General features: G+C 40.1%; 17 protein-coding genes. 10 read left to right on the top strand and 7 right to left on the bottom strand.

Annotated elements, in window-relative coordinates; all coding sequences use genetic code 11:
* Positions 1 to 2: 2 nt before the first annotated feature.
* From D0817_RS14970 to D0817_RS14950, 5 genes are all read right to left on the bottom strand, one after another.
* Positions 3 to 1,502, bottom strand: a complete 1,500-nt coding sequence (locus D0817_RS14970; protein ID WP_127339192.1) for a hypothetical protein — start codon at positions 1,500 to 1,502, stop codon at positions 3 to 5.
* A 4-nt stretch (positions 1,503 to 1,506) separates the two neighbouring features.
* Positions 1,507 to 4,992 carry a hypothetical protein gene (locus tag D0817_RS14965; RefSeq protein WP_127339191.1) on the bottom strand — a complete coding sequence of 1,162 codons (3,486 nt, stop codon included), beginning with the start codon at positions 4,990 to 4,992 and terminating at the stop codon, positions 1,507 to 1,509.
* A 158-nt stretch (positions 4,993 to 5,150) separates the two neighbouring features.
* Entirely contained in the window at positions 5,151 to 5,546 is a 396-nt protein-coding gene (locus tag D0817_RS14960; RefSeq protein WP_127339190.1) for a hypothetical protein, read from the bottom strand.
* 110 nt (positions 5,547 to 5,656) lie between these two features.
* Positions 5,657 to 6,040: a hypothetical protein gene (locus D0817_RS14955; RefSeq protein ID WP_127339189.1), complete on the bottom strand. Its 384-nt coding sequence runs from the start codon at positions 6,038 to 6,040 to the stop codon at positions 5,657 to 5,659.
* 173 nt (positions 6,041 to 6,213) lie between these two features.
* Positions 6,214 to 6,543 carry a hypothetical protein gene (locus tag D0817_RS14950; protein WP_127339188.1) on the bottom strand — a complete coding sequence of 110 codons (330 nt, stop codon included), beginning with the start codon at positions 6,541 to 6,543 and terminating at the stop codon, positions 6,214 to 6,216.
* 530 nt (positions 6,544 to 7,073) lie between these two features.
* On the opposite strand from D0817_RS14950, the gene D0817_RS14945 reads away from it, so the two are divergent.
* A complete protein-coding gene (locus D0817_RS14945; RefSeq protein ID WP_127339187.1) occupies positions 7,074 to 7,883 on the top strand; it encodes an oxidoreductase in 810 nt (269 codons plus the stop codon).
* A gap of 5 nt (positions 7,884 to 7,888) precedes the next feature.
* On the top strand, positions 7,889 to 8,458 hold the full coding sequence (locus D0817_RS14940; protein WP_127339186.1) for a Crp/Fnr family transcriptional regulator: 570 nt from the start codon (positions 7,889 to 7,891) through the stop codon (positions 8,456 to 8,458).
* Positions 8,459 to 8,604: 146 nt separating this feature from the next.
* Here D0817_RS14940 and D0817_RS14935 read toward each other — a convergent pair whose 3' ends face one another.
* Together D0817_RS14935 and D0817_RS14930 are read right to left on the bottom strand one after the other, a co-directional pair.
* On the bottom strand, positions 8,605 to 9,996 hold the full coding sequence (locus D0817_RS14935) for a T9SS type A sorting domain-containing protein (RefSeq protein ID WP_127339185.1): 1,392 nt from the start codon (positions 9,994 to 9,996) through the stop codon (positions 8,605 to 8,607).
* A gap of 132 nt (positions 9,997 to 10,128) precedes the next feature.
* Entirely contained in the window at positions 10,129 to 10,305 is a 177-nt protein-coding gene (locus D0817_RS14930) for a BF3379 family histone-like protein (protein ID WP_127339184.1), read from the bottom strand.
* Between the two features lie 340 nt (positions 10,306 to 10,645).
* On the opposite strand from D0817_RS14930, the gene D0817_RS14925 reads away from it, so the two are divergent.
* The 8 genes from D0817_RS14925 (at position 10,646) to D0817_RS14890 (ending at position 21,008) form a co-directional block, all read left to right on the top strand.
* Entirely contained in the window at positions 10,646 to 11,086 is a 441-nt protein-coding gene (locus tag D0817_RS14925) for a putative quinol monooxygenase (RefSeq protein ID WP_238160883.1), read from the top strand.
* 152 nt (positions 11,087 to 11,238) lie between these two features.
* The gene (locus tag D0817_RS14920) at positions 11,239 to 11,706 is read left to right on the top strand and encodes a (2Fe-2S)-binding protein (RefSeq protein WP_127339183.1); all 468 of its coding nucleotides are present in this window, start codon (positions 11,239 to 11,241) and stop codon (positions 11,704 to 11,706) included.
* A gap of 23 nt (positions 11,707 to 11,729) precedes the next feature.
* Positions 11,730 to 12,344, top strand: coding sequence for a hypothetical protein (locus tag D0817_RS14915; protein ID WP_127339182.1), 615 nt, complete (start codon positions 11,730 to 11,732; stop codon positions 12,342 to 12,344).
* Positions 12,345 to 12,371: 27 nt separating this feature from the next.
* On the top strand, positions 12,372 to 14,534 hold the full coding sequence (locus D0817_RS14910; RefSeq protein WP_127339181.1) for a molybdopterin cofactor-binding domain-containing protein: 2,163 nt from the start codon (positions 12,372 to 12,374) through the stop codon (positions 14,532 to 14,534).
* A 77-nt stretch (positions 14,535 to 14,611) separates the two neighbouring features.
* Positions 14,612 to 15,619 (top strand): XdhC family protein, encoded by a 1,008-nt coding sequence (locus D0817_RS14905; protein WP_127339180.1) that lies wholly within the window; start codon positions 14,612 to 14,614, stop codon positions 15,617 to 15,619.
* Positions 15,620 to 15,633: 14 nt separating this feature from the next.
* Complete coding sequence (locus D0817_RS14900; protein WP_127339179.1) at positions 15,634 to 16,236, top strand: nucleotidyltransferase family protein; 603 nt, start codon at positions 15,634 to 15,636, stop codon at positions 16,234 to 16,236.
* Positions 16,237 to 16,383: 147 nt separating this feature from the next.
* On the top strand, positions 16,384 to 16,722 hold the full coding sequence (locus D0817_RS14895) for a RodZ family helix-turn-helix domain-containing protein (RefSeq protein WP_127339178.1): 339 nt from the start codon (positions 16,384 to 16,386) through the stop codon (positions 16,720 to 16,722).
* A 410-nt stretch (positions 16,723 to 17,132) separates the two neighbouring features.
* Positions 17,133 to 21,008 carry a tetratricopeptide repeat protein gene (locus D0817_RS14890; protein ID WP_127339177.1) on the top strand — a complete coding sequence of 1,292 codons (3,876 nt, stop codon included), beginning with the start codon at positions 17,133 to 17,135 and terminating at the stop codon, positions 21,006 to 21,008.
* Positions 21,009 to 21,174: the final 166 nt, after the last annotated feature.

Below are 21,174 nucleotides of genomic sequence, written 5' to 3'. Positions count from 1 at the left end.
GTTTATTTTTTATAATGATTTAAATACTGCAACAGAAAAAACACGCCCATAAGCATTTTGTCTTCTTGTTGATTGTGGAAGAATGTACGCAATGATCGGAAATATACCTGTGGAGTTGTGTTTTCAGGCTCAAACGCTATAAGTATAGCCAGGGACAATAGGTCTGCCGGCACATCATAACTACCATCATTAAGATCTCTTTGCCATTCGAGGAGAGTTGACCCGATAATAAGACTTACTTCTTTCATAGCATTAGGCTCACTGGCAGCTGCTTCGGCATTTAGCGGAAGTGTAGGGTATAAGGTAAAATTTTTATTAAGGTGACTGGTTAAGGCAAAATAATCTTTACCAAAATTTAATAGAAGACTATTTGTGGCTGCTCCTTCAAAAACAGGTGGCATATCAGCAATGAGATAAAGATAATTGAATGCATATAGCGGTAAGTCCCCCATATTGATGACTAAAGTATTGTTGGGCTGATCTTCTAAAGCTCTGATAGCATCCGGTAAACCGGCATCATTGTATTTGTATGTACTGATTCTGGATGATAAATTATTTTTAGCAATCCACTCTTTAAGAGGATTATTTTCCAGTTCAGGGTTTGTGCCCTGAATCAGGCCTTCAAAATCAGTATAAACTTCATCCTCCAATTTTGAAATAATGACCATAATAGTCCCTTTAACTTTTTCGCCTACTTCATTGGTTTTATTTTGGGCAATGGTTATCCCTGTTGCTAAATTAAAAAGTACTGTAGCCGCAAGAATTGACGTGTTATCAAATAAATTTAAACCATATACAGGCATCATATTTGTTTTTTGAGCTAGCAATGATGTTGTGATAAGGTCATAAACAGGATATTTATCTGCATAAACAGATGTTTTAAAATAGTTGATATTTGCAGCATCCATTACCGGATCGGCTATGTAATATCCTCTTTTGGCAAAAGATAATGCTTCCAAGGGTTTAAAAGTATCAATGGGTTTATTTAATGGGATTTCATTTGCCCTTTGTATTACACTTGGGGCCAGTTTCCACTGATAAGGCTGTAATACTAATAAATATTCAACATAGAAGTATTTTGCTATATTCTCTTGAAGACCATCTACTCCTCCTGTAAGGCCTATCTTAAAAATTGGCTGTTCTGATGCTATGAATGTCTCTTCATCAATAAATATAAATGTTGCGTCTCCTATGATGACCGGTTTAAATGGGTCTTTCGGGTCGAATTGAGGAAAAAGTATTGCAATTTTTGCGATGTCATTTGAAAAATAAATAATTTCAAATGTTCCTTTCAATCCGAGTGAAACCATTCTGTATATAATATTTGCTGCTGTAGATTGATGTCCCAGGCCTCCACTTGAAAAAATTATAAACCGCAGTTGATTCTCCGCATTGGGATCTTTTACGAATAACTGTAAAGCAGCCATATTTTGATCAAATGCTTCCCCGTTAACGTGATTTGCTTCGGTGAGTAGTTTTGGTATAAGTGAATTAAATGGCATAATTTTAGTTTTTTACATATGATCCATACCAGCCTAAACTCTCGGGTTTTGCATTGGTGGCTGGGTTACCAAATAGCATAAAACATATATTTCCTCCCGGTGGAAAGGATAAACTGAATACTTCTAAAGCAATATTGTTAATTTTCATCAAATAGGCGGTGCCGGTTGTATCCGTTGCTTTTTGAATCATGATTGAACCAATATTTAATTTCAAGACGCCCTGTAAACTAAAAGAGGGTGCCTGCGGATTTACACCGGGCAATTTTACGCCTGCCCAGGCGCCTTTTGCACCCACACACCAGGCCATCATAAAGGTTGAGGTGAACCCCGCCGAACTTGCCAGTGATCCGAGAGTTCCCATATTCAGATTAAATACCAGGGCATACCACTGGCCGCTTACACTTTGCTGTTGTTGTAAAGAAGGTATTGCCACATTTAAGTAGCCCTGAGAAGTCGGGGTATTCGTACTGTCCCCGGCAGCAATCCCAGACAGCTGCAAAGGAAAATGCGAATACAAACTGTCTTTTCTCGGTGTACTCTGTCCCACATCAAAGGACATCTGACTAATGTCAAACACAAACGTTTTTGTAGTGGGGGTTTCTAATTGAAAACTTAGATTTACGTACATAGTGGAATAGGACAAGCCACGGAAATTATTGGTGATACTTTCGGGCTCCGTTCCAAAGGAGAACAAATCAAAACCTTCAAGATCATTATAATTGATAAACCCCCAAAAAGAAAATTTGGCATTTACGGTATCGCTTGTCAGATCATTTTGAGGAACCACCGTTACAAATGATGACTTTATGATTTCAATATCTTTAATGATAGTATTATTTACCAAATTCAGCACATTGTCGGATGTATTGGTAAAGGTGTAGGAGGGCACACCGTTGCTGTTTTCATACGTTCCGGTAAGGATGATTAGGTTTGCGCGGTTAGTGGCATCTACTTGTTCTCCAAAAAGCTTATTGACCGTTAAGGCCAGATAACTGTTGTAGTTGTATATTTTACTGTTTGTGAATACAATTTTTAACTGAAGGACTACAAAATCATAATCCACGGTACCATTGATTGGGGCTTTGTCTTTATAGACCGCAGGATCTGAACCCATTCCTTCAAATGTCGGATCCTGATAATCGATGAGGGCAAACATCGAACTGCTGGGCTGCATCGATATCACACCTTTGTCATTGTTTACGATACTGATGTCAATACCGAAATGATGGGCATAGAAACTGTCCAGATCGATACCGGCCAGCAATCCCTGTAATTCTTTAGGAAAATCCTGTACACTGATGTCAACACCCAGCGAGATGACTCCCTGCCAGTTGGGATTGGTAGCAATATTGTAAAAATTAAGATAATCATTATCGTGCTGTACGGTATATTTATCCATCCCGTTTTGTATGTATTGCTGTAACCACATACTCAGGTTCGGCAGTCCGTTACTGCTCGTGTCGTTAAAAGTGTCCGGTGAATTCCATCCCTGAATGTTTTGTACTTTGTCTGTTAGTTTTCCGGTACAGAATTTAAAGATAACGACGTTTTTATACTTACCATTGGTAGGTTCTTTCGGAACATTCAATATAAAAGGCCATTCTGTAATCTCCATCTCATTGCTGAAATTATCCAGCACGTACGTACCGTCACTCAGTTTTTCGTTATAAGAAATGACCAGAAACAACTGATTGGACTGCAAGGCAGTCTGAAGCACAGCGCCCGGTGGGGTAAATTGTAAATTAAATACTTTTGAAAGCGTACCGTCTGCTGTCAGAAACTGGTTACTGGCCAGCTGTAAGGTATTCCATTTTCCGTCTGCAGGATTTACGTTAATATAAAATCCCTGCGGGCTTGTAGAAGATATGCCACTGTCGGTGGCTCTGCTGCTGAGTAATCGGCTTGTTGTTGCCGGAATACTTTGCGTCTGCATGACATTGGCAATTATGGCTTTTCTGGTCGGGTTTAGGATTTGTTTTTCAAATAGTGAAAAATCAACTTTGCCTGAAGGTGTCGCGGTTACTGAGCCATAAGGAACCAAAGGAAAATAAATGGTTTCCGTAGCAGCCGATAATACGCCCGATCCCGTTGTAAGGTGACTGAATAAAGGAGAGTCAGGATCTTTGTCCGGTGAGAATAATGGTGATCCCTGAGGCTGTGCATGATAGACTACCGGAGTGCCTTCGGTATTGGCCAGTACTACGCCGTTCCATGCCGTTATGTAACTGTTTGCCAGCCATTCCTGAGTAGTATTGCTGCCCACTATATTTTGCGTAGACTGAATAGGAAACTGCGGTGCGAACGCATTCTGGCTGCTTTCGTAACAAAGCCAGTCACCCGTACCGGTAATTACATTATTTTTATCAATAAACTGAGGGGTAAAGCTAATGGTTTCTGTTGAACCGAGTCCGCACATCAGTTGCACCTGATTGTTAGAGTCTGTATTTTTCTGATAGGAGATGTCAAGCGTCAGGGATGAAGCTCCTTGCGGAACCATATACCAAATAGCATTCGGATCGTCCGGAGTCTGCTCACTAAAGACCAGCAATGAACTGTTTGGTGTCGGATAGTTGAGGGAGCTTTCATAGTTTGTAAAATTGGTGTAAGGAACCAAAATTAAGGGATAACCGAAATTAGTCAGGTAATAGGTCTGCAGTGTTGAAATTCTGCTTTCCTGGCTAAAGGTATTGTACGTTTGTCCCAGGTAGGCAAAATAGGTGTTTGTACCGGCCTTGTTTAATAAATCACAAGGGTAGATACTACTTTGCATGGTTATTAAATCATTTAAATTTCCTGCTTCTATAAGTGAATAACTCACCCGCGTTAATGTGCCGTTATCGGCATTGTTGTTAAAACTGTATTGGTTGCTTACATTAAACCCGATAAAATCAGCCGCGGCATCAAAACCCAAAACAAATCTGATGTGTCCTTGTCCAATTCCGGTAAGTGGTATTTCAATACTGCTCATAATCTGGTTGGAAGATCCAAGATTATTCGGCCTGAAAGTATAGTTGACCGATCCCTGCTGACCGGATATGCTCATACTGTTGTTAGTGGTATCCAGAGTCAGGGTAACATTGTTGTTGCTTATAAACAGTGTAGCAAAGTTATTGCCGAAATTATAATTAAAGCCGCTTAGAACAGAATAGACGCCATCGGCTCCTCCTGTTAGAATTAGCTGGGGTGTATTGTCTGTGGTCAGCACAGTGTCAGGGTTTTCAAACCAGACTAGTGATGCCGACTGATAGGTCTGTAAAGGACCAAGAAAGGTATAGACATTGCTTACAAATGTATTGATGTCAATGGTGGGCGCCTTTAATGAAAATAAAATATAACCGTTGTAACCGGACAGTTCATCTAAACCTATTGAACCGCTTACTGGTCCCGTAACTCCACTTGCCAGCAGATAGGCACACCAGTTATTATCTTTTTCAGCCAGATACAACGAACTGTTGCCTGACGAAGTATTTGTGAATTGTAAGGTTGCCATAAATGCTCGGTAAGGTTAACAAAAAGAAAAGACAAAATCTATATTCTATAATCTATATTCTATAATCTATATTCTATAATCTATATTCTATAATCTATATTCTATAATCTATAATCTATATTCTATAATCTATAATCTATATTCTAAAATCTAAAAACCTAATAAATATACCACCCCACTAAATCGCCCTTATAAGGGAAGCTCGTGTTGTTTTCCTTAACAGTATAGGTTAGATCTGCTTTGAGTGTAGAGACGAGTGGTGAAAAATTCAGAAAAATACTCAGGCTTCCACTGGCTGTACTTTCACCGGATTTCAGATCAAACTGATACACCGGATTGGTAGCGGTTAAAGATTCCACACCCACCAAAACGGTAGATAAATAAAGGACACATACGACAATCTTACCAGTGGTATCGATGGTATACTGAATTAGTAAATCACCAAAATAACGTTCTCCGGTTGTTCCTCTTTCAACAAGGGGAGGGGTTATTTTCTCGAACGGTATGGCAATAGTATCCTGGGCTCTTCCTGTTATGGAAAATAGTAGTAACATACCAATAAATATCGCTTTTAAAAGGACATTGCTATTGTAAATGCGACTGGTATATGTTGTTGTTGGCTTCATAAATATAATATGCCCGTGAAATTATTCTGATATTTTGATTAAGACCAGGCAGCAATTTGTTTTGCAAAGACAGTTTCGTTTTTACCGTCCGGATCAGTTGCCTTTCCTTCACAAATAACCTGACCGGTATCAAGTCCGAACTGCGCCCGGAAGGTGATAAGCTCTATTTTTATTTTTTGTTTCCCTACCTTAAATTTTACATTCACGGCTTTTGACTGTACAGGTGAAAGGGTAACCGATCCTAAAGTCCCTGCTGATAGTGTTGCGGGTTCTGTCGGCGAAAGCGTTGTTGATGCCAGGATTCCCGGTGCTGAGGTAAAAGTAGTAACGGATACTTCCATTCCGTCTACAACAGAAACTACAGTAGTTGCCTTAATGCTATTGACTAACATTGCATCTTGTGAATAAGGATATGTGGCCATAATTTTAAAAGTATTGGAGAGGAATTTTCCTGGGCTAATGTTGTATCAGAAAGTAATGATATTGCACTTAACATCATTTTTGATCGAATAATAGTCTAATAAATCAGATCGATAGAGGCTATTTTTTGACTTTCTAAAATAGTTTACCCCAGGAAATTACCCTGATATTTTAATTACGACCAGGCAGCAATTTGTTTTGCAAAAGCAGTTTCGTTATTTCCGTCCTGATCTGTTGCACGTCCGCTGGCGGTAACCTGACCACTGTCAAGTCCGAATTGCGCTCTAAAACTGATAATGTCGATTTGTAGTTTTTGTGATCCTGCTTTAAATTCTACATTGGTAGCAGTTGGCTGTACAGGTGAAAGGGTGATTGATCCCAAATTTCCTGCTGGTGAAGTAAAAGTAGTAACGGATACTTGCATTCCTGATACAATAGAAACTACAGTTGTTGCTTTGATGCTGTTTACTAACAGTGCATCCTGAGAATAAGGATAAGTTGCCATAATTGATTCGTTTATTTTGTTTTTCCTACTCATAAGGCTTTTCGGAATCCGCCTCGTTTTTTAGAAGTGGGTTCTGGCTCCACTATTGAAAAGTTGTTATACAAGGGTATGAATATTCTTATTTTTGAAGGCAGGTATAAATACTTGTTTTTTAAAGATTTACACCGTATTCAAAAAAGCAGCTATTGTCTTTAGTTTATTGACTTATAGTGTTTTATGTGTTTAATATTTTGCGTCCCTTTACATAATAGTAAGAATAGACTTATGATTTAAAAATAAAATTTACAGCGTATTGAATGTAAATAGCATTTTAGACGTTATCCGCATCACCCTGAGATTGTATCATAAATCATTACGAACAGCAAGATCTGAAACATAAATTGAATGACTAAAAGGATTGATTTTTACATAAATACGTCCTATGGAGAATACGCATTACTAAAAATAAAAACGATTGCATTTGACAAATGGCAAATGCAATCGTTTTTTCTTCTGATACTTTTACATTATTAATTTTAAAGTATCAGAAAATGATAAAGACAGTTTTGGTAACAGGAGCTTCGGCAGGAATAGGCAGGGCGACAGCAATTTACTTAGCACAAAAAGGGTATAAAGTATATGGTGCAGCACGCAGGGTAGAAAAAATGCATGATTTAAAAGCGTACGGTGTGCAGCCAATTGCTTTGGATGTCAGCGAGGAGAATAGTATGGTGGCATGTGTCACTACAATTCTGAATCAGGAGGGCCGAATTGACATTTTAATCAATAGTGCCGGCCTGGGATCTTATGGTGCCTTAGAAGATGTATCAATGGCAGAAGCAAAAAATCAGCTGGAAATAAACCTGTTTGGCGCTTCCCGTCTGATACAATTGGTATTGCCTGAAATGCGAAAAAATAAATTTGGAAAAATTGTAAATATTTCTTCCATAGGAGGGAAAGTCGGACTGCCCATGGGCAGCTGGTACCATGCCAGTAAGTTTGCCATCGAGGGACTAAGTGACTGCCTGCGTAACGAAGTAAAACAGTTTGGCATTGATGTAATCGTTATTGAACCGGGAAGTACAAAATCTGAAATGATAGAAAGCGGAAGTGCTGATTTAATGCGCGTTTCCGGAAAAACTGCCTATAAAGATTTAGCGAATGCAGTCATAAAATCGTATGCCGCCCAAAAAGATAAAGCCATTGAGGCTGTAGAAATAGCAAAGTTAATTGCAAAGGGAATTGAATCAAAATCCCCAAAAACACGTTATATTGCAAGCAACGCAAAAGTTTTTTTATTTATTAGAAAACTCTTATCAGATCAATTATTTGATAAATTAGTGATGAGTCAAATGAAGTAATACTTATGGAAACCTTAATTAACTATTTATTGCACTATGGGAACCTGAACAAACAGCAAATCGAACTAATTAAAAGCAAAGTTGTTTTCAGGGAAACCAAAAAAGAAGCCTATTATCATGAAGCAGGTAAGATACCGAATGAAGTTATTTTCCTGACAGAGGGCATTATGCGAATCTGTTATTACAATCACAAGGGAGATGAAGTAACCAAATATTTTGTGGATGAAAATAATTTTCTGGCTGACATAAATAGTTACAATCAGGAAATCCCGTCAACCGAGTATGTTCAGGCAGTGACCGATTGTAAATATCTGGTATTCTCTAAAAGTGCCATGAAAGAATTGTCGGCGACCATAATTGAATGGGACAAAATTATCGCCAAGATTACATCGAAAGCATTAGCAGATAAAGTCAACAGAATCAGTCCGATGATGACAGAGGGTGCGAGGGAACGGTACCAGAAATTTTTAACTACTTATCCGTCTCAGGCCAACAGAATTCCGCTTTCCTATATTGCTTCCTATTTGGGAATTACACAGTCTTCGTTAAGCAGAATAAGAAAGAGTATGCTCTGAGAGGCAGTAAGAGCAGCAAAGGCTAAAGAGCTAATAAAATGACTAGATACAAATAATGATTCATTGTTTTAAAAAGAATGAATCATTACTGTTTTTGCGATACTTCTAAGAAACCGGCAATTTTATTTTTACAGATTATGATAAAATTATTCTTTAATGATTTTCTGTGTACCGGAACCAAATTCCGTGCTGATTTTTAAGAAATAAACCCCTGCAGGAAGTTCTTCGACTTTAAGAGTGACCTTCGTACCGTTTTCTGATTCTGTTTTAATTAATTTGCCATTAGCGTCAGATACTGTAATTTGTAAAATCGAATAAGCAGAGTCAATTGTTACCACATTAGAAGCAGGGTTTGGGTATAAGGTAATAGTGCTGTCGATTTTACCAGGGTACGTCGGAATTGATAGTGTAGGAGGGCAATCAACCGCTGTAGGAACATTTTTACTGACAGCCGTACCGTCACCCAGTTGTCCATTTGTATTAAGACCCCAGGCCCACAATGTTCCGTCTGCTTTTCTGGCGGTACTATAATAACTGCCGGCATTAATTTCTGTCCAGTCACTTGCGGTACCGATTTGCACCGGACTACTTTTGTCGCTGTTTGTTCCGTCGCCTAACTGACCATTGGCATTTCGCCCCCAGGCCCAGAGTGTACCGTCGGCTTTTATACCAAGGCTGTGTGACCAGCCCGCACTAAGTTTGCTCCAGTCCTTCGCAGTACCTATTTGCACAGGCCTGTTGGTCCCCTGGCTAGTGCTTCCGTTACCTAATTGTCCATTTGTATTAAAACCCCAGGCCCATAATGCTCCGTCTGTTTTTATGGCAAGGGTATGATAGTTGCCCGCTTCAACCACATTCCAGTCGGTATCAAGGCCTATTTTTGTTGGTATTTTTTTGAATGTATTGGTTTTATCCCCCAATTGCCCATACGAATTATTTCCCCAGGCCCAGAGTGTCCCATCTGTTTTTATGGCAAAAGAAGACTCATAACCGGCACTAATTTTAAGCCAGTCATTAGCAGAACCTACACGGGTAGGTACCTTTTCATCATCACGGGATCCATTTCCCAGCTGTCCTTCATAATTATGTCCCCAGGCCCAAAGCGTTCCGTCTGTTTTTAATGCGAGTGTAAATCTGTAATAGGTACTAACTTTAGACCAGTTAGCGGCGGTTGTAACCTGGGTTGGGGTATTTTTAGAAATATTTGTTCCGTCTCCTAACTGACCCAGGTAATTTTCACCCCAGGCCCAAAGTGTGCCGTCTGTTTTTATGGCAAGTGTATTGTACCACCCGGAAGTAATGCTGCTCCAGTCCGTGGCAGTGCCCACTTGTACAGGCAACCTTTTCTCGATTTTGGTCTGATCGCCTAAATTGCCCGAAGTATTGCTTCCCCAAGCCCAGATCGTGTGATCTGCCTTTAAAGCAATGCTGTGATTGTATCCGGCACTGATTCCCTGAAAGCATTGCGCTGCAGCAGAAGAAGACGTCAGCAATACTGTAATAAAAGTTATGATTTTAAAGTGTAATTTTTTTTGCATAATAAGATAGTTAACAGGGATAAAAGCTATAAGGCTACCAGTAGCGGACCCGGAGTCACAGCCGCCGCATTAAATAGTGGGATATAAATAAAAAAGTCCTTCAGAAAATCTGAAGGACTCAAGTAAAGTGGATTACTTTTTAGATTCTTCGATAGAAACTTTTCTAAACTCTTTTAAAAGTTTTTCAATTTCTAAAGATGATTTACGAGCTCTGGCTCCTGCAGCTTTAACTCCTTTTTCTGATAATGATTCAGATTCTGTTTTAAAAACTTCAATTTCAGCGTTAATTTTCGCTACTAAATCTTTCATATTTGTTTTTTTAAATTACCGCACAAAAGTAGAAGTTAAAATGATAAATACTAATACTCCAAATATAAATTCTTTTATTTTTTTCACTGTTATAAAAAAATAATATAAATCATACTGTAATAGTGACAAAATACGCAAAAATCGTTATGAATTTTCAGACAACATTTTCCTGATCATGTGCAGTCTGTCCTTATCCTCTGATTTTTAGCCATTCTTTTTTTGAAATGATGATAAATAATCAGCATTACGGCTGCTTTCAAAGTAAAAAAAATACTAACTTGTATCAAATTGCTTTATATTTTTAAAGTATAAGCAAATAACAACACGTATAAAATACCAGATGAAAGCTATAGTAAAACTTCAAATGCAAAGACCATCCTTCCGTATGGCAGGTATGTTCCTGCTGGCCACTATGCTCTTTAGTTCCGGCACTATTCTGGGGCAAAAAAAAGAGATCATGGTTCGCCTGTCAGAAATCGAAATTTATCCCGAGTATGTGTCGCAGTATAAAGCAATCCTAAAAGAAGAATCTTCGGCTTCCGTAAAGTTAGAACCGGGAGTGCTGGCGATATTTCCGATGTCTCAAAAAAACGATTCCACCCAAATAAGGATAATAGAGATGTATCAGGATAAGGATTCCTATCAATTACATTTAAAAACGCCTCATTTTCAAAAATATAAAACGACCACTCTTAAAATGGTGAAGTCATTGAAGCTGGTTGACATGAATGCCATTGATCCTGAATCAATGAAAATGTTGTTCAGGAAAATGGAGGAGTAAAAGTATTTGAATAGAATACAATAAGAATAGTGCATTTGTTAAATATAGAATAGATGTATTTAATTTTCAGTGTATTATGATTTTTTTTGTAAATTACATCTTAAAAGTAATTACGCCAGAAATAATTGTCAACTTTAAAATTTCACTTTACTATGATACAATTAACTGTAAACGGCAAAACGGAAAAACTGGATGTAAGCCCAGAAATGCCTTTGTTATGGGCCATAAGGGATACATTAGGACTTACCGGAACTAAATTTGGCTGTGGTGTTGCCCAGTGTGGTGCCTGCGTGGTACATCTTGACGGAGAGGCTGTTCGTTCATGCGTCACAAAAATGAGCCGTGCCGAAGGCAAAAATATAGTTACGATAGAAGGACTATCTCAAAATAATGACCATCCGGCCCAAAAAGCCTGGCAGGAAATTGATGTCCCACAGTGCGGATATTGTCATTCCGGACAAATCATGTCGGCAGCTGTGCTTCTTCGCGAAAACCCACACCCTACAGACCAGGACATAGACGATGCCATGGCAGGCAATATTTGCAGGTGCGGAACCTATCCGCGAATTCGCAAAGCCATACAACTCGCTTCACAACTGCAGGAGAAAAGTAAAATCTGATCCGGAAAAAGAAAACAAAGCTTATGTCGACAAGAACTAAAATTATAGTAACAGCCATACTACTAGTCTCCACTATTGGACTGGCATTTACCGTTTCGCTGCACCGGGCAGCTGAGAAAGAATATTTGACTTTCACCCCTGTAAAAAAAGACAGTGTAGCTTCTGTTGCCGCTTTTAAACAGGTCTACAAAGTACTCATGAGTCCGCGTTGCGTTAATTGCCACCCCAAAGGCGATATTCCGCTTCAGGGCGATACTAGTGTGCTTCACTCCATGCAGCCCAAACGCGGAAAAGACGGAAAAGGCATTTATGCCATGAAATGTGCGAATTGCCATCAGCCCGCCAACAGTCCGGGACTTCACACACCACCCGGAAATCCGGAATGGCATCTGCCGCCGGCCGATATGAAAATGGTATTTGAAGGAAAAACAGCTCATGAACTGGCCAGACAACTGATAAATCCCGAGCTTAACGGACATAAAGACCTGCAGAAACTCATTGCCCATGCCGATGACGGATTGGTAAAAGCAGGCTGGAATCCGGGAAAGGGCAGGACCGTTCCGCCTTTAACGCATGCCCAGTTTAAAAAAGCCTGGATTACCTGGCTGCAAACCGGTGCTTATGCTCCTGCAAAATAGTTTTTCTTATCTTTTAATACCCAGCTCATGACTAAAAATAACAACATAGATACTACAAGAAGAAATTTTCTAAAACTAACCGGTTTGGGAGGTGCTGCACTTTGTCTTGGTTTTTATTTCCCTGCAGACGGAGTGCCTACGCTTGTAAGGCCTTCAGAACTGAGCGAATCAGAAATCGAATTATGCCCGTGGATTATTATCAATCCCTCTGGGAAAGTAACCATCGTGAACCACAGGGCGGAAATGGGACAGGGCTCTTATCAGTCGGTACCTCAAATTGTGGCCGAAGAACTGGAAGTAGATATGAAGGACATCAATGTCATTTTTGCCATTGGAAACGAAAAAAAATATGGCGGACAGATAACCGGAGGAAGCTCTACAATCCGCTCTTCTTATAAAAATCTACTGAAATTAAGTGCCACCGCCAGAGAAATGCTGATAGCAGCTGCGGCCGCAAAGTGGAATGTTCCAATAACAGATTGTTATGCCGCATCGGGACATGTCATTCATAAACCCTCCGGAAAAACATTACATTATGGAGAACTTGCCGCCGCTGCCTCAAAACTTCCGGCTCCCAAAGAACCAAAACTAAAAAAAATATCCGAATATAAACTCATTCGAAAACCGCTGAAACGAATTGATACACCGCTTAAAACAAACGGCGCATTAATTTTCGGACTCGATAAAAGAATTCCCGGAATGTTGTTTGCTTCCGTAGAACGCGATCCCCGCTTTTTAGGAAAAGTAAAAAGCTTTGATGCCAGCGGTGCTTTAAAAGTGCCGGGGGTAAAGCGCGTTTTTAAAGTAAAAATGGGGTATTACGAATACATGCGTGAAGGTATTGCCGTCGTAGCCGATTCGACCTGGGCCGCACTTCAGGGACGAAAAGAACTAAAAATAGAATGGGATACCAGCGGTTTTAAACACTGGAGTACCCCGGAAATATTTGAAACCCAGCAGCATGTATTGCGCACCCAGGAAGGAATGCTTTTTAAAACACAAGGCAATCCGAATGAAATACTATCGGGAACAGCCAAAAAAGTAGATGTGGTGTATCAGACGCCTTATCAGTCGCATGTGGCTATGGAACCTGTTAACTGTATTGCCCATCATAAAGGCGATTCTGTCGAAATTTGGGGCCCGATACAAGCCCCGGGATGGATTCAGGATTACGTAAGCAAACAATTTGGCATCGCTAAAGATAAAGTAATCGTAAACATGACTTTTCTGGGCGGTGGTTTCGGACGAAAAGCGATGATGGATTATCCGCACGAGGCTGTTTTCATTTCAAAAGAAATTGGTGGTCCCGTTCAGGTCATCTGGACCAGGGAAGATGATGCTACTTTAGGCCCGTTTCGTCCCGGAATCTCATACCGCTGTGAAGGAACAATTGCAGACGGAAAAATTGAAGCCCTGAAATTCAGAATGGCCGGGCAAAATAACGACCACTGGCGCGGAGGATCAAAAACGAAAGCCAACGGAAGTACCAGTGAAGGATTTTTAAAACCGTATTATAACAGTATTAAAAACCTTAGTATTGCCGATGTACTTTTTGAAACCTCAATTCCCACAAGTTTCTGGCGATCGGTTTATGCTTCTACCAACGGATTTGCCTATGAAAGTTTTATTGATGAAATGGCACACGAAGCGGGTAAAGATCCGTTAGATTTCCGTCGCGATCATCTGCAGGAAGAACGCTGCCAAAAAGTAATCGATAAAATGGAAGAGGTGTCCGGCTGGAAAAACCGCGCAAAAAATGAAGGATATGGTGTTGCCATAACAGAATGTTTCAACTCCACGGTTGGCCAGGTGGTCAAAGTCTCCAAAAATCCGAACGGTGGTGTCAGAATTGATAAAGTCTGGGCTGTTATGGACTGTGGCTGGTATGTAAACCCCGATATTATTGAAGCTCAGGTCGAAGGATCCATAATAATGGGACTGGGCGCCGCAACAACACACCAGATCACCTTTAAAGACAATGTAGTGGAACAGCATAATTTTTATGATTATCCGTTACCGCGTATCAACGAAATTCCGCCCATCGAAGTATTTATAATAGACAACGAAGAAGATGCCGGCGGGGTAGGCGAACCAGCACTTCCGCCTTTTGCACCTGCTCTCACCAATGCTATTTTCGATTTGACAGGAAAGCGAATCAGGACTTTGCCTTTTAATCTCGGAGCCGTTTAGTTATAAATTAAAAATACAAAATTTCAATTCCGTTTATTGTGCGGAAGGAAAATTGATTTCAGACACTAGTTAAAGATATGATGCACGAATTATTAAAGCTAAAAGAAGCCTACCTGTTACATCAATCCAAAGGCATTAAAAGCGTCATGGCAACCGTGGTGGCTATTGAAGGCTCTTCGTACAGACGTCCCGGCGTGCGCATGCTGCTATTTGAAAATGATACTATGGCCGGAGCCGTAAGCGGTGGTTGTGTCGAAAAAGAAATCCTTAAAGAGTCCCAATCTGTATTATTAGAGGATCTGGCAAAGATCATGATTTACGACGGAAGGTACCGTCTGGGATGTGAAGGCGTCATTTATATACTTCTCGAACCTTTTTCACCTGATACTGCGCTTTGGGATGCTTTAGAAGCGGCTTTAGAGCACAGACAGTCTTTAGAAATAGAATCTTTTTATACCAAAACAGCAGGGCCACAGCCGGGTCTGGGTTCGGTTTTTCATTTTAAAACAATGGATTTTAGTTTTTCCAAAGCTTCGATAACTAAAACTTTTTCTTCTTTTACACAATTACTGAAGCCTCGTTTTCAGTTACTGATTATAGGTTCTGAGCATGATGCTGTTCAGCTGTGCAATTTGGCATCGTTGACCGGCTGGGAGGTGACGGTGGTTGCACCGGTTAACGATTTCAGGACAAAAGCCAATTTTCCGGGAGCAGCAAGAATCAGGCATTTACTGCCCGAAGAAATCGGCTCGCTGCCTGTTGATTCCCAAACAGCCGTTATTTTAATGACGCACAGCTATGTCACAGACCTAATGTTCCTTCTTGCCTTAAAAAACACGCAACCCGCTTATCTGGGACTTCTTGGGCCTGTTAAGAGAAGAAACCAATTGCTGAATGAGTTTCTGGAATATACCGATTCTTATAACGAGAGTTTGCTGGATGTCGTTTATGGTCCGGCAGGTATTAATATTGGTGCCGAAACTCCTCAGGAAATAGCCGTTAGTATAGTTGCCGAAATACTCTCAGTAACACGCAGTCAGGATCCTGTGTCCCTAAAGTACAAAAAAGGGACGATCCACTCTTAAATTAACAAATCCCGATGAATCAAATTGCTATAGTGCTGTTAGCCGCCGGAAGTTCCAAAAGAATGGGACAGCCCAAACAACTATTGCCCTGGAACGATTCGACTTTACTGGGCCATGCCATAAAAAGTATTCTTTCAACCGGTGCCTCTAAACTTTTTTTAGTACTTGGGGCACACAACGACCAAATTAGGGAAAAAGTTGATTTGTCAGGCATCACGGTGCTTATTAATGAAAACTGGCAACAGGGACTGGGCAGTTCTGTAGCATTTGCAACAAAAGAGCTAAACGAAAAATATACTGATATCGAAGCAGTACTGTTTCTTCTGGCAGATCAGCCTTTTATTGAAAGTATACATCTGGACAAAATTATGCAGCTTCATTTCAGGCAAAAGGAATCCATTATTCTGACCAGAAACGAGGAATATAGAGGAGTGCCGGTTTTATTTCCGCGAAAATTTTTTCCGGAGCTTCTGGTTTTAGCCAACGATGAAGGTGCTAAAAAAGTTATTGCCAGCCACAAAGAGCACGTCATGGAGGTGGTGACCGGGAATGATCCCACAGACATTGATACTTTCGACACTTATATAAAATTACTTCAGCTCACGAAAGAAAAATAGCCTGCGTGATTTTTTAGCTATTGAGTGATTAAAAGATAACCCGTTATGAGATTTGTAGTAAAAGGTTTGTAAAATATAACGGAAATTATATAAAATTTTAGCAGTTCATAATTTTAAATTTGAAGTAGCGAACAAAAAGATACTATTATGAAAACGATATTCAAATTAAAAATTGTCCTGTTGGTACTAATAACAGGCTTTTTACTTTCCTGCAAAAACAATAAAGACGGTTATAGTGATGAAATTGATACCAGACAAACTCCTGAAGACACAGTTTCAACAGATACCACCAACGTAAATAAGGGAGCCAATACCGCCGGTACCAATTCAACCGGTGCCACCGGAACTGAAGCTGAAGGCGTTACGGGTGCAGGAAGCACTTCGGCAGCGGGAACACCTGCCGCCCCGGGACCCAGTACTGCGGGTACAGGAACCGGCCCCGGACCAAGTGCGAAAGATGGTGCCGCTTATGATATTTCATCATAAAGCAAGGAAGATACGACTAAACTGGGTACTAAAGCTAAAGCTTCAAAAGAAAGAAAAGCTAAACAATAAGAGGTTTACTCTTTTGCGAACATAACCGGATTAGTGCAAAAAGGCATATAAAAATCCCCTTTCATTACGAAAGGGGATTTTTTGTTCTGGAATTTGAAAATCATTCTGTTATAAATTTTGCAATGGGAGTTCCGATGTTTGGCCGAATTTTATAATTGAATGTTTGTAAAATATAAAGTCTTAATTCGTTGTTTTTTTATTTAAATGAAAAATGCAGTTGTTGTTTTGATAAGTATTTGGTATTGGTAGTTTTGACTTCACAGGAAAAATAGTTGCTTTTCCTTTTCAATAAAATTGTAAGTTAGCCGTTGCGTTACCCAATTAAATACTACCGATTATTTATGAGTTCAGGAACTTCATTTCGTTTAAAAATACGTGTCTTAGTATTACTATTCTTAATCGTCACTTCCACGGCGAAGGCACAAAATAACCTTTCACTGCAATGGGGAAAAATCATCGAATCTCAGGGACAACCTTCAGACGGAGGATTTACTGCCAGCAGTATAAAGACTGACGGCGCCGGTAACGTTTATTTGACCGGTACTTTTTTTGGTACTGCTGATTTTGATCCCGGATCTGGTGTTGCCAATCTGGTCAGCGCCGGACAGGACGATATATTTATTGCGAAATACGACAGCAATGGAAATTATACCTATGCCCGAAAGATGGGCGGGCGGGGCGCAGATGCCGGTACGGCTATTGTAGTGGATAAACTGGGCAATTTGTACGTGACAGGCCGGTTTGCAGGGACTGTTGATTTTGATCCGGGCGAAGGGATATCTAATCTGACCACCTATAAAAATTTTGCAGAACAAGATATTTTCTTTGCGAAATATGATAAAAACGGGAATTATGTTTTCGCTAAGAATATTGGGGGAGTGGGGAACGACAGCGGGAATTCCCTTGCATTCGACAATAGTGGTAATATATATCTAACAGGGAACTTTGAATATACAGCCGATTTTGATCCGGGAAGCAGTGTATTTAATCTTTCCAGCGTAGGACCCGGTGACGGATTTTTGGCTAAATATGATACAAATGGGGCTTTTCTTTCTTCTGTAATCCTTTCTGAAGGCGCTTCCTGCAGTCCTTCGGGTATTGCTGTTGACAATAACGATAGTGTTTATCTTACGGGATCATTCAGGGATACTGGCGATTTTGATCCCGGAACAGGCGTAGCCAAACTCAAAAGCGTGGGATTTGCCGATATATTTCTGGCCAAATACGATAGTGCCGGAAACTATGTTTTTGCAAAAAATATGGGAAGCAATACCTTTGATCATAGTGCTGCCATTGCTGTTGATCCTGCAGGAAATTGTTACATTACCGGTGATTTTTTTAATACGGTTGCCTTTGATTCGATTGACCCGAAGTCCCAATTGACCAGTAACGGATCAGCAGATGTGTTTTTGGCAAAATACGATCCAAAAGGAAATTTTATTTTCGCAAAGAATATCGGAGGCAGTTTATTGGACAAAGGGGAAGACCTTGCTATTGATCCCAAAGGAAATATTTATATCTCAGGAACTTTTAACACTATGGCAGATTTTGATCCGGGTGCAGGAACAGCGAGCCTGTCCAGTAAAGGAGAAAAAGATCTTTTTATAGCCAAATACGATGACAAAGGAAATTACTTGTACGCCAAAAATCTCGGAGGATTGAAAAATGATATTCACGGAGCACTGACGATAGGCGGTACTGGAAAAATCTTTCTTACAGGTTATTTTCGTGAAGGTGCAGATACAGATTTTTCCGGCAGTACGGATGACCCGATTACGAAAAGGGTTAATGCCGCTTTTATTGCCTGTTATACCGAAGGCAACGGTTCCAAAGCGGCAAAAAATAATCCGGTTGTGAAAAAGGACAGTAAGGGAAAATCAGTTAGTCCGGTGAAAAACCAAAAAGGAACTCCTGAAAATTATACCGCAATGCTTGCCAAAAAGTACTTTGAAAGCGGAAAACTGAAAGACAGCCTGAAGGATTATAAAGGTGCATTTCTGGATTACACACTTGCTATTGTGGCAGACTCGTCCAACAGCATCGCCTATTACAAAAGAGGAGTGCTGAGAATCCGGTTGAAGAACTACAAAGATGCAATCGATGATTTCAGCAAAACAATCGAACTGAATCCGAAACACGACTATGCCTATTTTAACAGGGGTGATCTTAAATACCTCACAGAAGATTATAACGGTGCTGTTAACGATTTTGAAAAGGCTGGTGAAATACAGCCCAAAGAATACCGTATTCCGTATAAAAAAGGACTGGCAAAGTTTCTTCTGAAGGACTACAGCGGTTCTATTGAAGCCTATAACAGCGCTATTGCCCTGAATCCGGATGCTGAAGAAGCTTATTTTGCAAGAGGAATTTCCAGATCTTTTGTGAAGGATTACACTGGTGCCGTAAAAGACTTAGACAAAGCTATTGAATTGGATAATGATTCAGGCCAGGCGTATTTCAACAGGGCGACTGCCAAATACAACTTAAACGATAACGCAGGAGCTATAGCAGATTTTACCAAAGCAATAGCCCTTGAGCCCTCAAATAGTCAGGCTTTTTACGGCAGAGGATTGTCCAGGCTTGAATTGAAACAGGACAGTGAAGCCGTGGAAGATTTTAGCAAAGCCATTGAACTGAACCCTGCTTATGGGGAAGCTTTTCTGGAAAGAGGCGAGCTAAAACTAAAGTTAAAAGCATTTCAGGAAGCCACTGCTGATTTCAGCAAAGTTATAGAGTTGTATCCTGCACAGCCGAAAACTTATTTTAAGCGCGGATCTGCCCACTTTTTCCTGAAAAATTACAAGGAAGCCATTTTAGATTTAAGTAAAGTTATTGAAGCGAATGCCAAAGACACCGAAGCCTATCGCATCCGTGGAATGGCAAAACTGGATCTGCAGGATTGTAAAGGCGGAATCGAAGATTTGAACAAAGTTACAGAACTGCTCACAGAACAATATCAGTTGTATTACAGCAAAGGGCAGGGCAATAATTGTTTGGGCAGTGACGGAATAGCGATAGAAGACCTCAAAAATGCTCCGGAACCAAAGAATAATAAAGCAAAATTTTATGCAGACAGGGGATTTTCTAAAATTCTGGCGCGGGACTACAAAGGTGCTCTTGAAGATTTAAATAAAGCTGTTGCAGGAGATTCCAATTCTGCAGCAGCACTCCATAACAGGGGAATTGCCAGGTATTATACAGAAGACTACAAAGGAGCGCTTAAAGATTTTAACAAAGCTCTTGAAATGGATCCTAATAATGCGCAAACCGTTCACAACAGAGGAATAACAAAGCATTTTTTAAAAGAGGATAAAGAGGCAATCGAAGATTTTAGTAAGGTGCTTGAATTGGAACCAGGTACCGTTTCGGCTTACAGGGACCGGGCTGATATAAAATTTGAGTTGAATGACTACGAAGGGGCACTGGAAGATTATGACAGAATTTTAAAATTAGATCCGGACAACAGTGAAGTGTTCTACAGTATAGGATCTGCAAAGTATTACCTCAAGGACTTTAAGGGGGCTTTATGGAATCTTGATAAAGCCATTAAACTGAATCCCGCGAAAACAGAAGCTTACAGTGACAGGGGATCTTTAAAAGTTATTTTTAAAGATTACAGCGGTGCTCTGGAAGATTATAACAAAACGATTGAACTGGATCCTGTCAATAAAAAAGCATATCAAAACAGGGCCACGTTAAAATTTGGGTTAAAAGACTATACGGGAGCCCTGACGGATTATAACAAAAGTATCGAACTGGAACCCGACAATGCGCAACTGTATTATGAAAGAGGAATTATCGTAATGAACCTGAAAGACTATAAGGGAGCTATAAGTGATTTTAGCAAAAACCTCGAAATGGATCCTGATAATGTTTACGCGCTTAACATGCGGGGAGTCAACAGAATTTACGCTTTAGAATGGGCGGAGGCGGTAGAAGATTTTACCCGGATTATTAAAATAAAACCAGATTTTAAAAATGCGTATCACAACAGGGCTACAGCAAAATTCAGTCTGAAAGATTATAAGGGAGCTGTTGAAGATTTAAGCAAAGCGGTTCAATCCGATTCTAAAAATGGGGAATCGTATTATAACAGGGCAATGGCTGAATTTAAATTAAACGAGATCGAAAAAGGATGTTCTGATCTCAAAGAAGCTGAAAAACTGGGATTTGAAGATGTTTATGGCTATAAAAAAATGAAGGAGTACTGCAAATAGCATATGGTCACGGTTTTGTGTCATTTCGACCGAAGGGAGATATCACACTCGTAATTCGACAAAGATTGGCGACTTTAGGGAAGAATTGATATTCTTACTTCCGTCATTATCAATATCTGAAGCAGTGGTAGAACCTAATCGGCCTGCCGGCGTCGTTTTATTTTGG

This window comes from Flavobacterium cupreum (genome assembly GCF_003996965.1).
GTDB lineage: Bacteria > Bacteroidota > Bacteroidia > Flavobacteriales > Flavobacteriaceae > Flavobacterium > Flavobacterium cupreum.
Note: the sequence above shows the minus strand (reverse complement) of the source record. Positions and strands in the feature narration are given on the sequence as shown.

Excerpts from the sequence above, each read along its gene's own strand:
- D0817_RS14960 (WP_127339190.1), bottom strand. The coding sequence starts at position 5,546 with ATGTTACTACTATTTTCCATAACAGGAAGAGCCCAGGATACTATTGCC.
- D0817_RS14965 (WP_127339191.1), bottom strand. The coding sequence starts at position 4,992 with ATGGCAACCTTACAATTCACAAATACTTCGTCAGGCAACAGTTCGTTG.
- D0817_RS14890 (WP_127339177.1), top strand. The coding sequence starts at position 17,133 with ATGAGTTCAGGAACTTCATTTCGTTTAAAAATACGTGTCTTAGTATTA.
- D0817_RS14895 (WP_127339178.1), top strand. The coding sequence starts at position 16,384 with ATGAAAACGATATTCAAATTAAAAATTGTCCTGTTGGTACTAATAACA.
- D0817_RS14930 (WP_127339184.1), bottom strand. The coding sequence starts at position 10,305 with ATGAAAGATTTAGTAGCGAAAATTAACGCTGAAATTGAAGTTTTTAAA.
- D0817_RS14950 (WP_127339188.1), bottom strand. The coding sequence starts at position 6,543 with ATGGCAACTTATCCTTATTCTCAGGATGCACTGTTAGTAAACAGCATC.
- D0817_RS14935 (WP_127339185.1), bottom strand. The coding sequence starts at position 9,996 with ATGCAAAAAAAATTACACTTTAAAATCATAACTTTTATTACAGTATTG.
- D0817_RS14915 (WP_127339182.1), top strand. The coding sequence starts at position 11,730 with ATGTCGACAAGAACTAAAATTATAGTAACAGCCATACTACTAGTCTCC.
- D0817_RS14910 (WP_127339181.1), top strand. The coding sequence starts at position 12,372 with ATGACTAAAAATAACAACATAGATACTACAAGAAGAAATTTTCTAAAA.
- D0817_RS14900 (WP_127339179.1), top strand. The coding sequence starts at position 15,634 with ATGAATCAAATTGCTATAGTGCTGTTAGCCGCCGGAAGTTCCAAAAGA.
- D0817_RS14945 (WP_127339187.1), top strand. The coding sequence starts at position 7,074 with ATGATAAAGACAGTTTTGGTAACAGGAGCTTCGGCAGGAATAGGCAGG.
- D0817_RS14905 (WP_127339180.1), top strand. The coding sequence starts at position 14,612 with ATGATGCACGAATTATTAAAGCTAAAAGAAGCCTACCTGTTACATCAA.
- D0817_RS14955 (WP_127339189.1), bottom strand. The coding sequence starts at position 6,040 with ATGGCCACATATCCTTATTCACAAGATGCAATGTTAGTCAATAGCATT.
- D0817_RS14940 (WP_127339186.1), top strand. The coding sequence starts at position 7,889 with ATGGAAACCTTAATTAACTATTTATTGCACTATGGGAACCTGAACAAA.
- D0817_RS14970 (WP_127339192.1), bottom strand. The coding sequence starts at position 1,502 with ATGCCATTTAATTCACTTATACCAAAACTACTCACCGAAGCAAATCAC.
- D0817_RS14920 (WP_127339183.1), top strand. The coding sequence starts at position 11,239 with ATGATACAATTAACTGTAAACGGCAAAACGGAAAAACTGGATGTAAGC.
- D0817_RS14925 (WP_238160883.1), top strand. The coding sequence starts at position 10,646 with ATGAAAGCTATAGTAAAACTTCAAATGCAAAGACCATCCTTCCGTATG.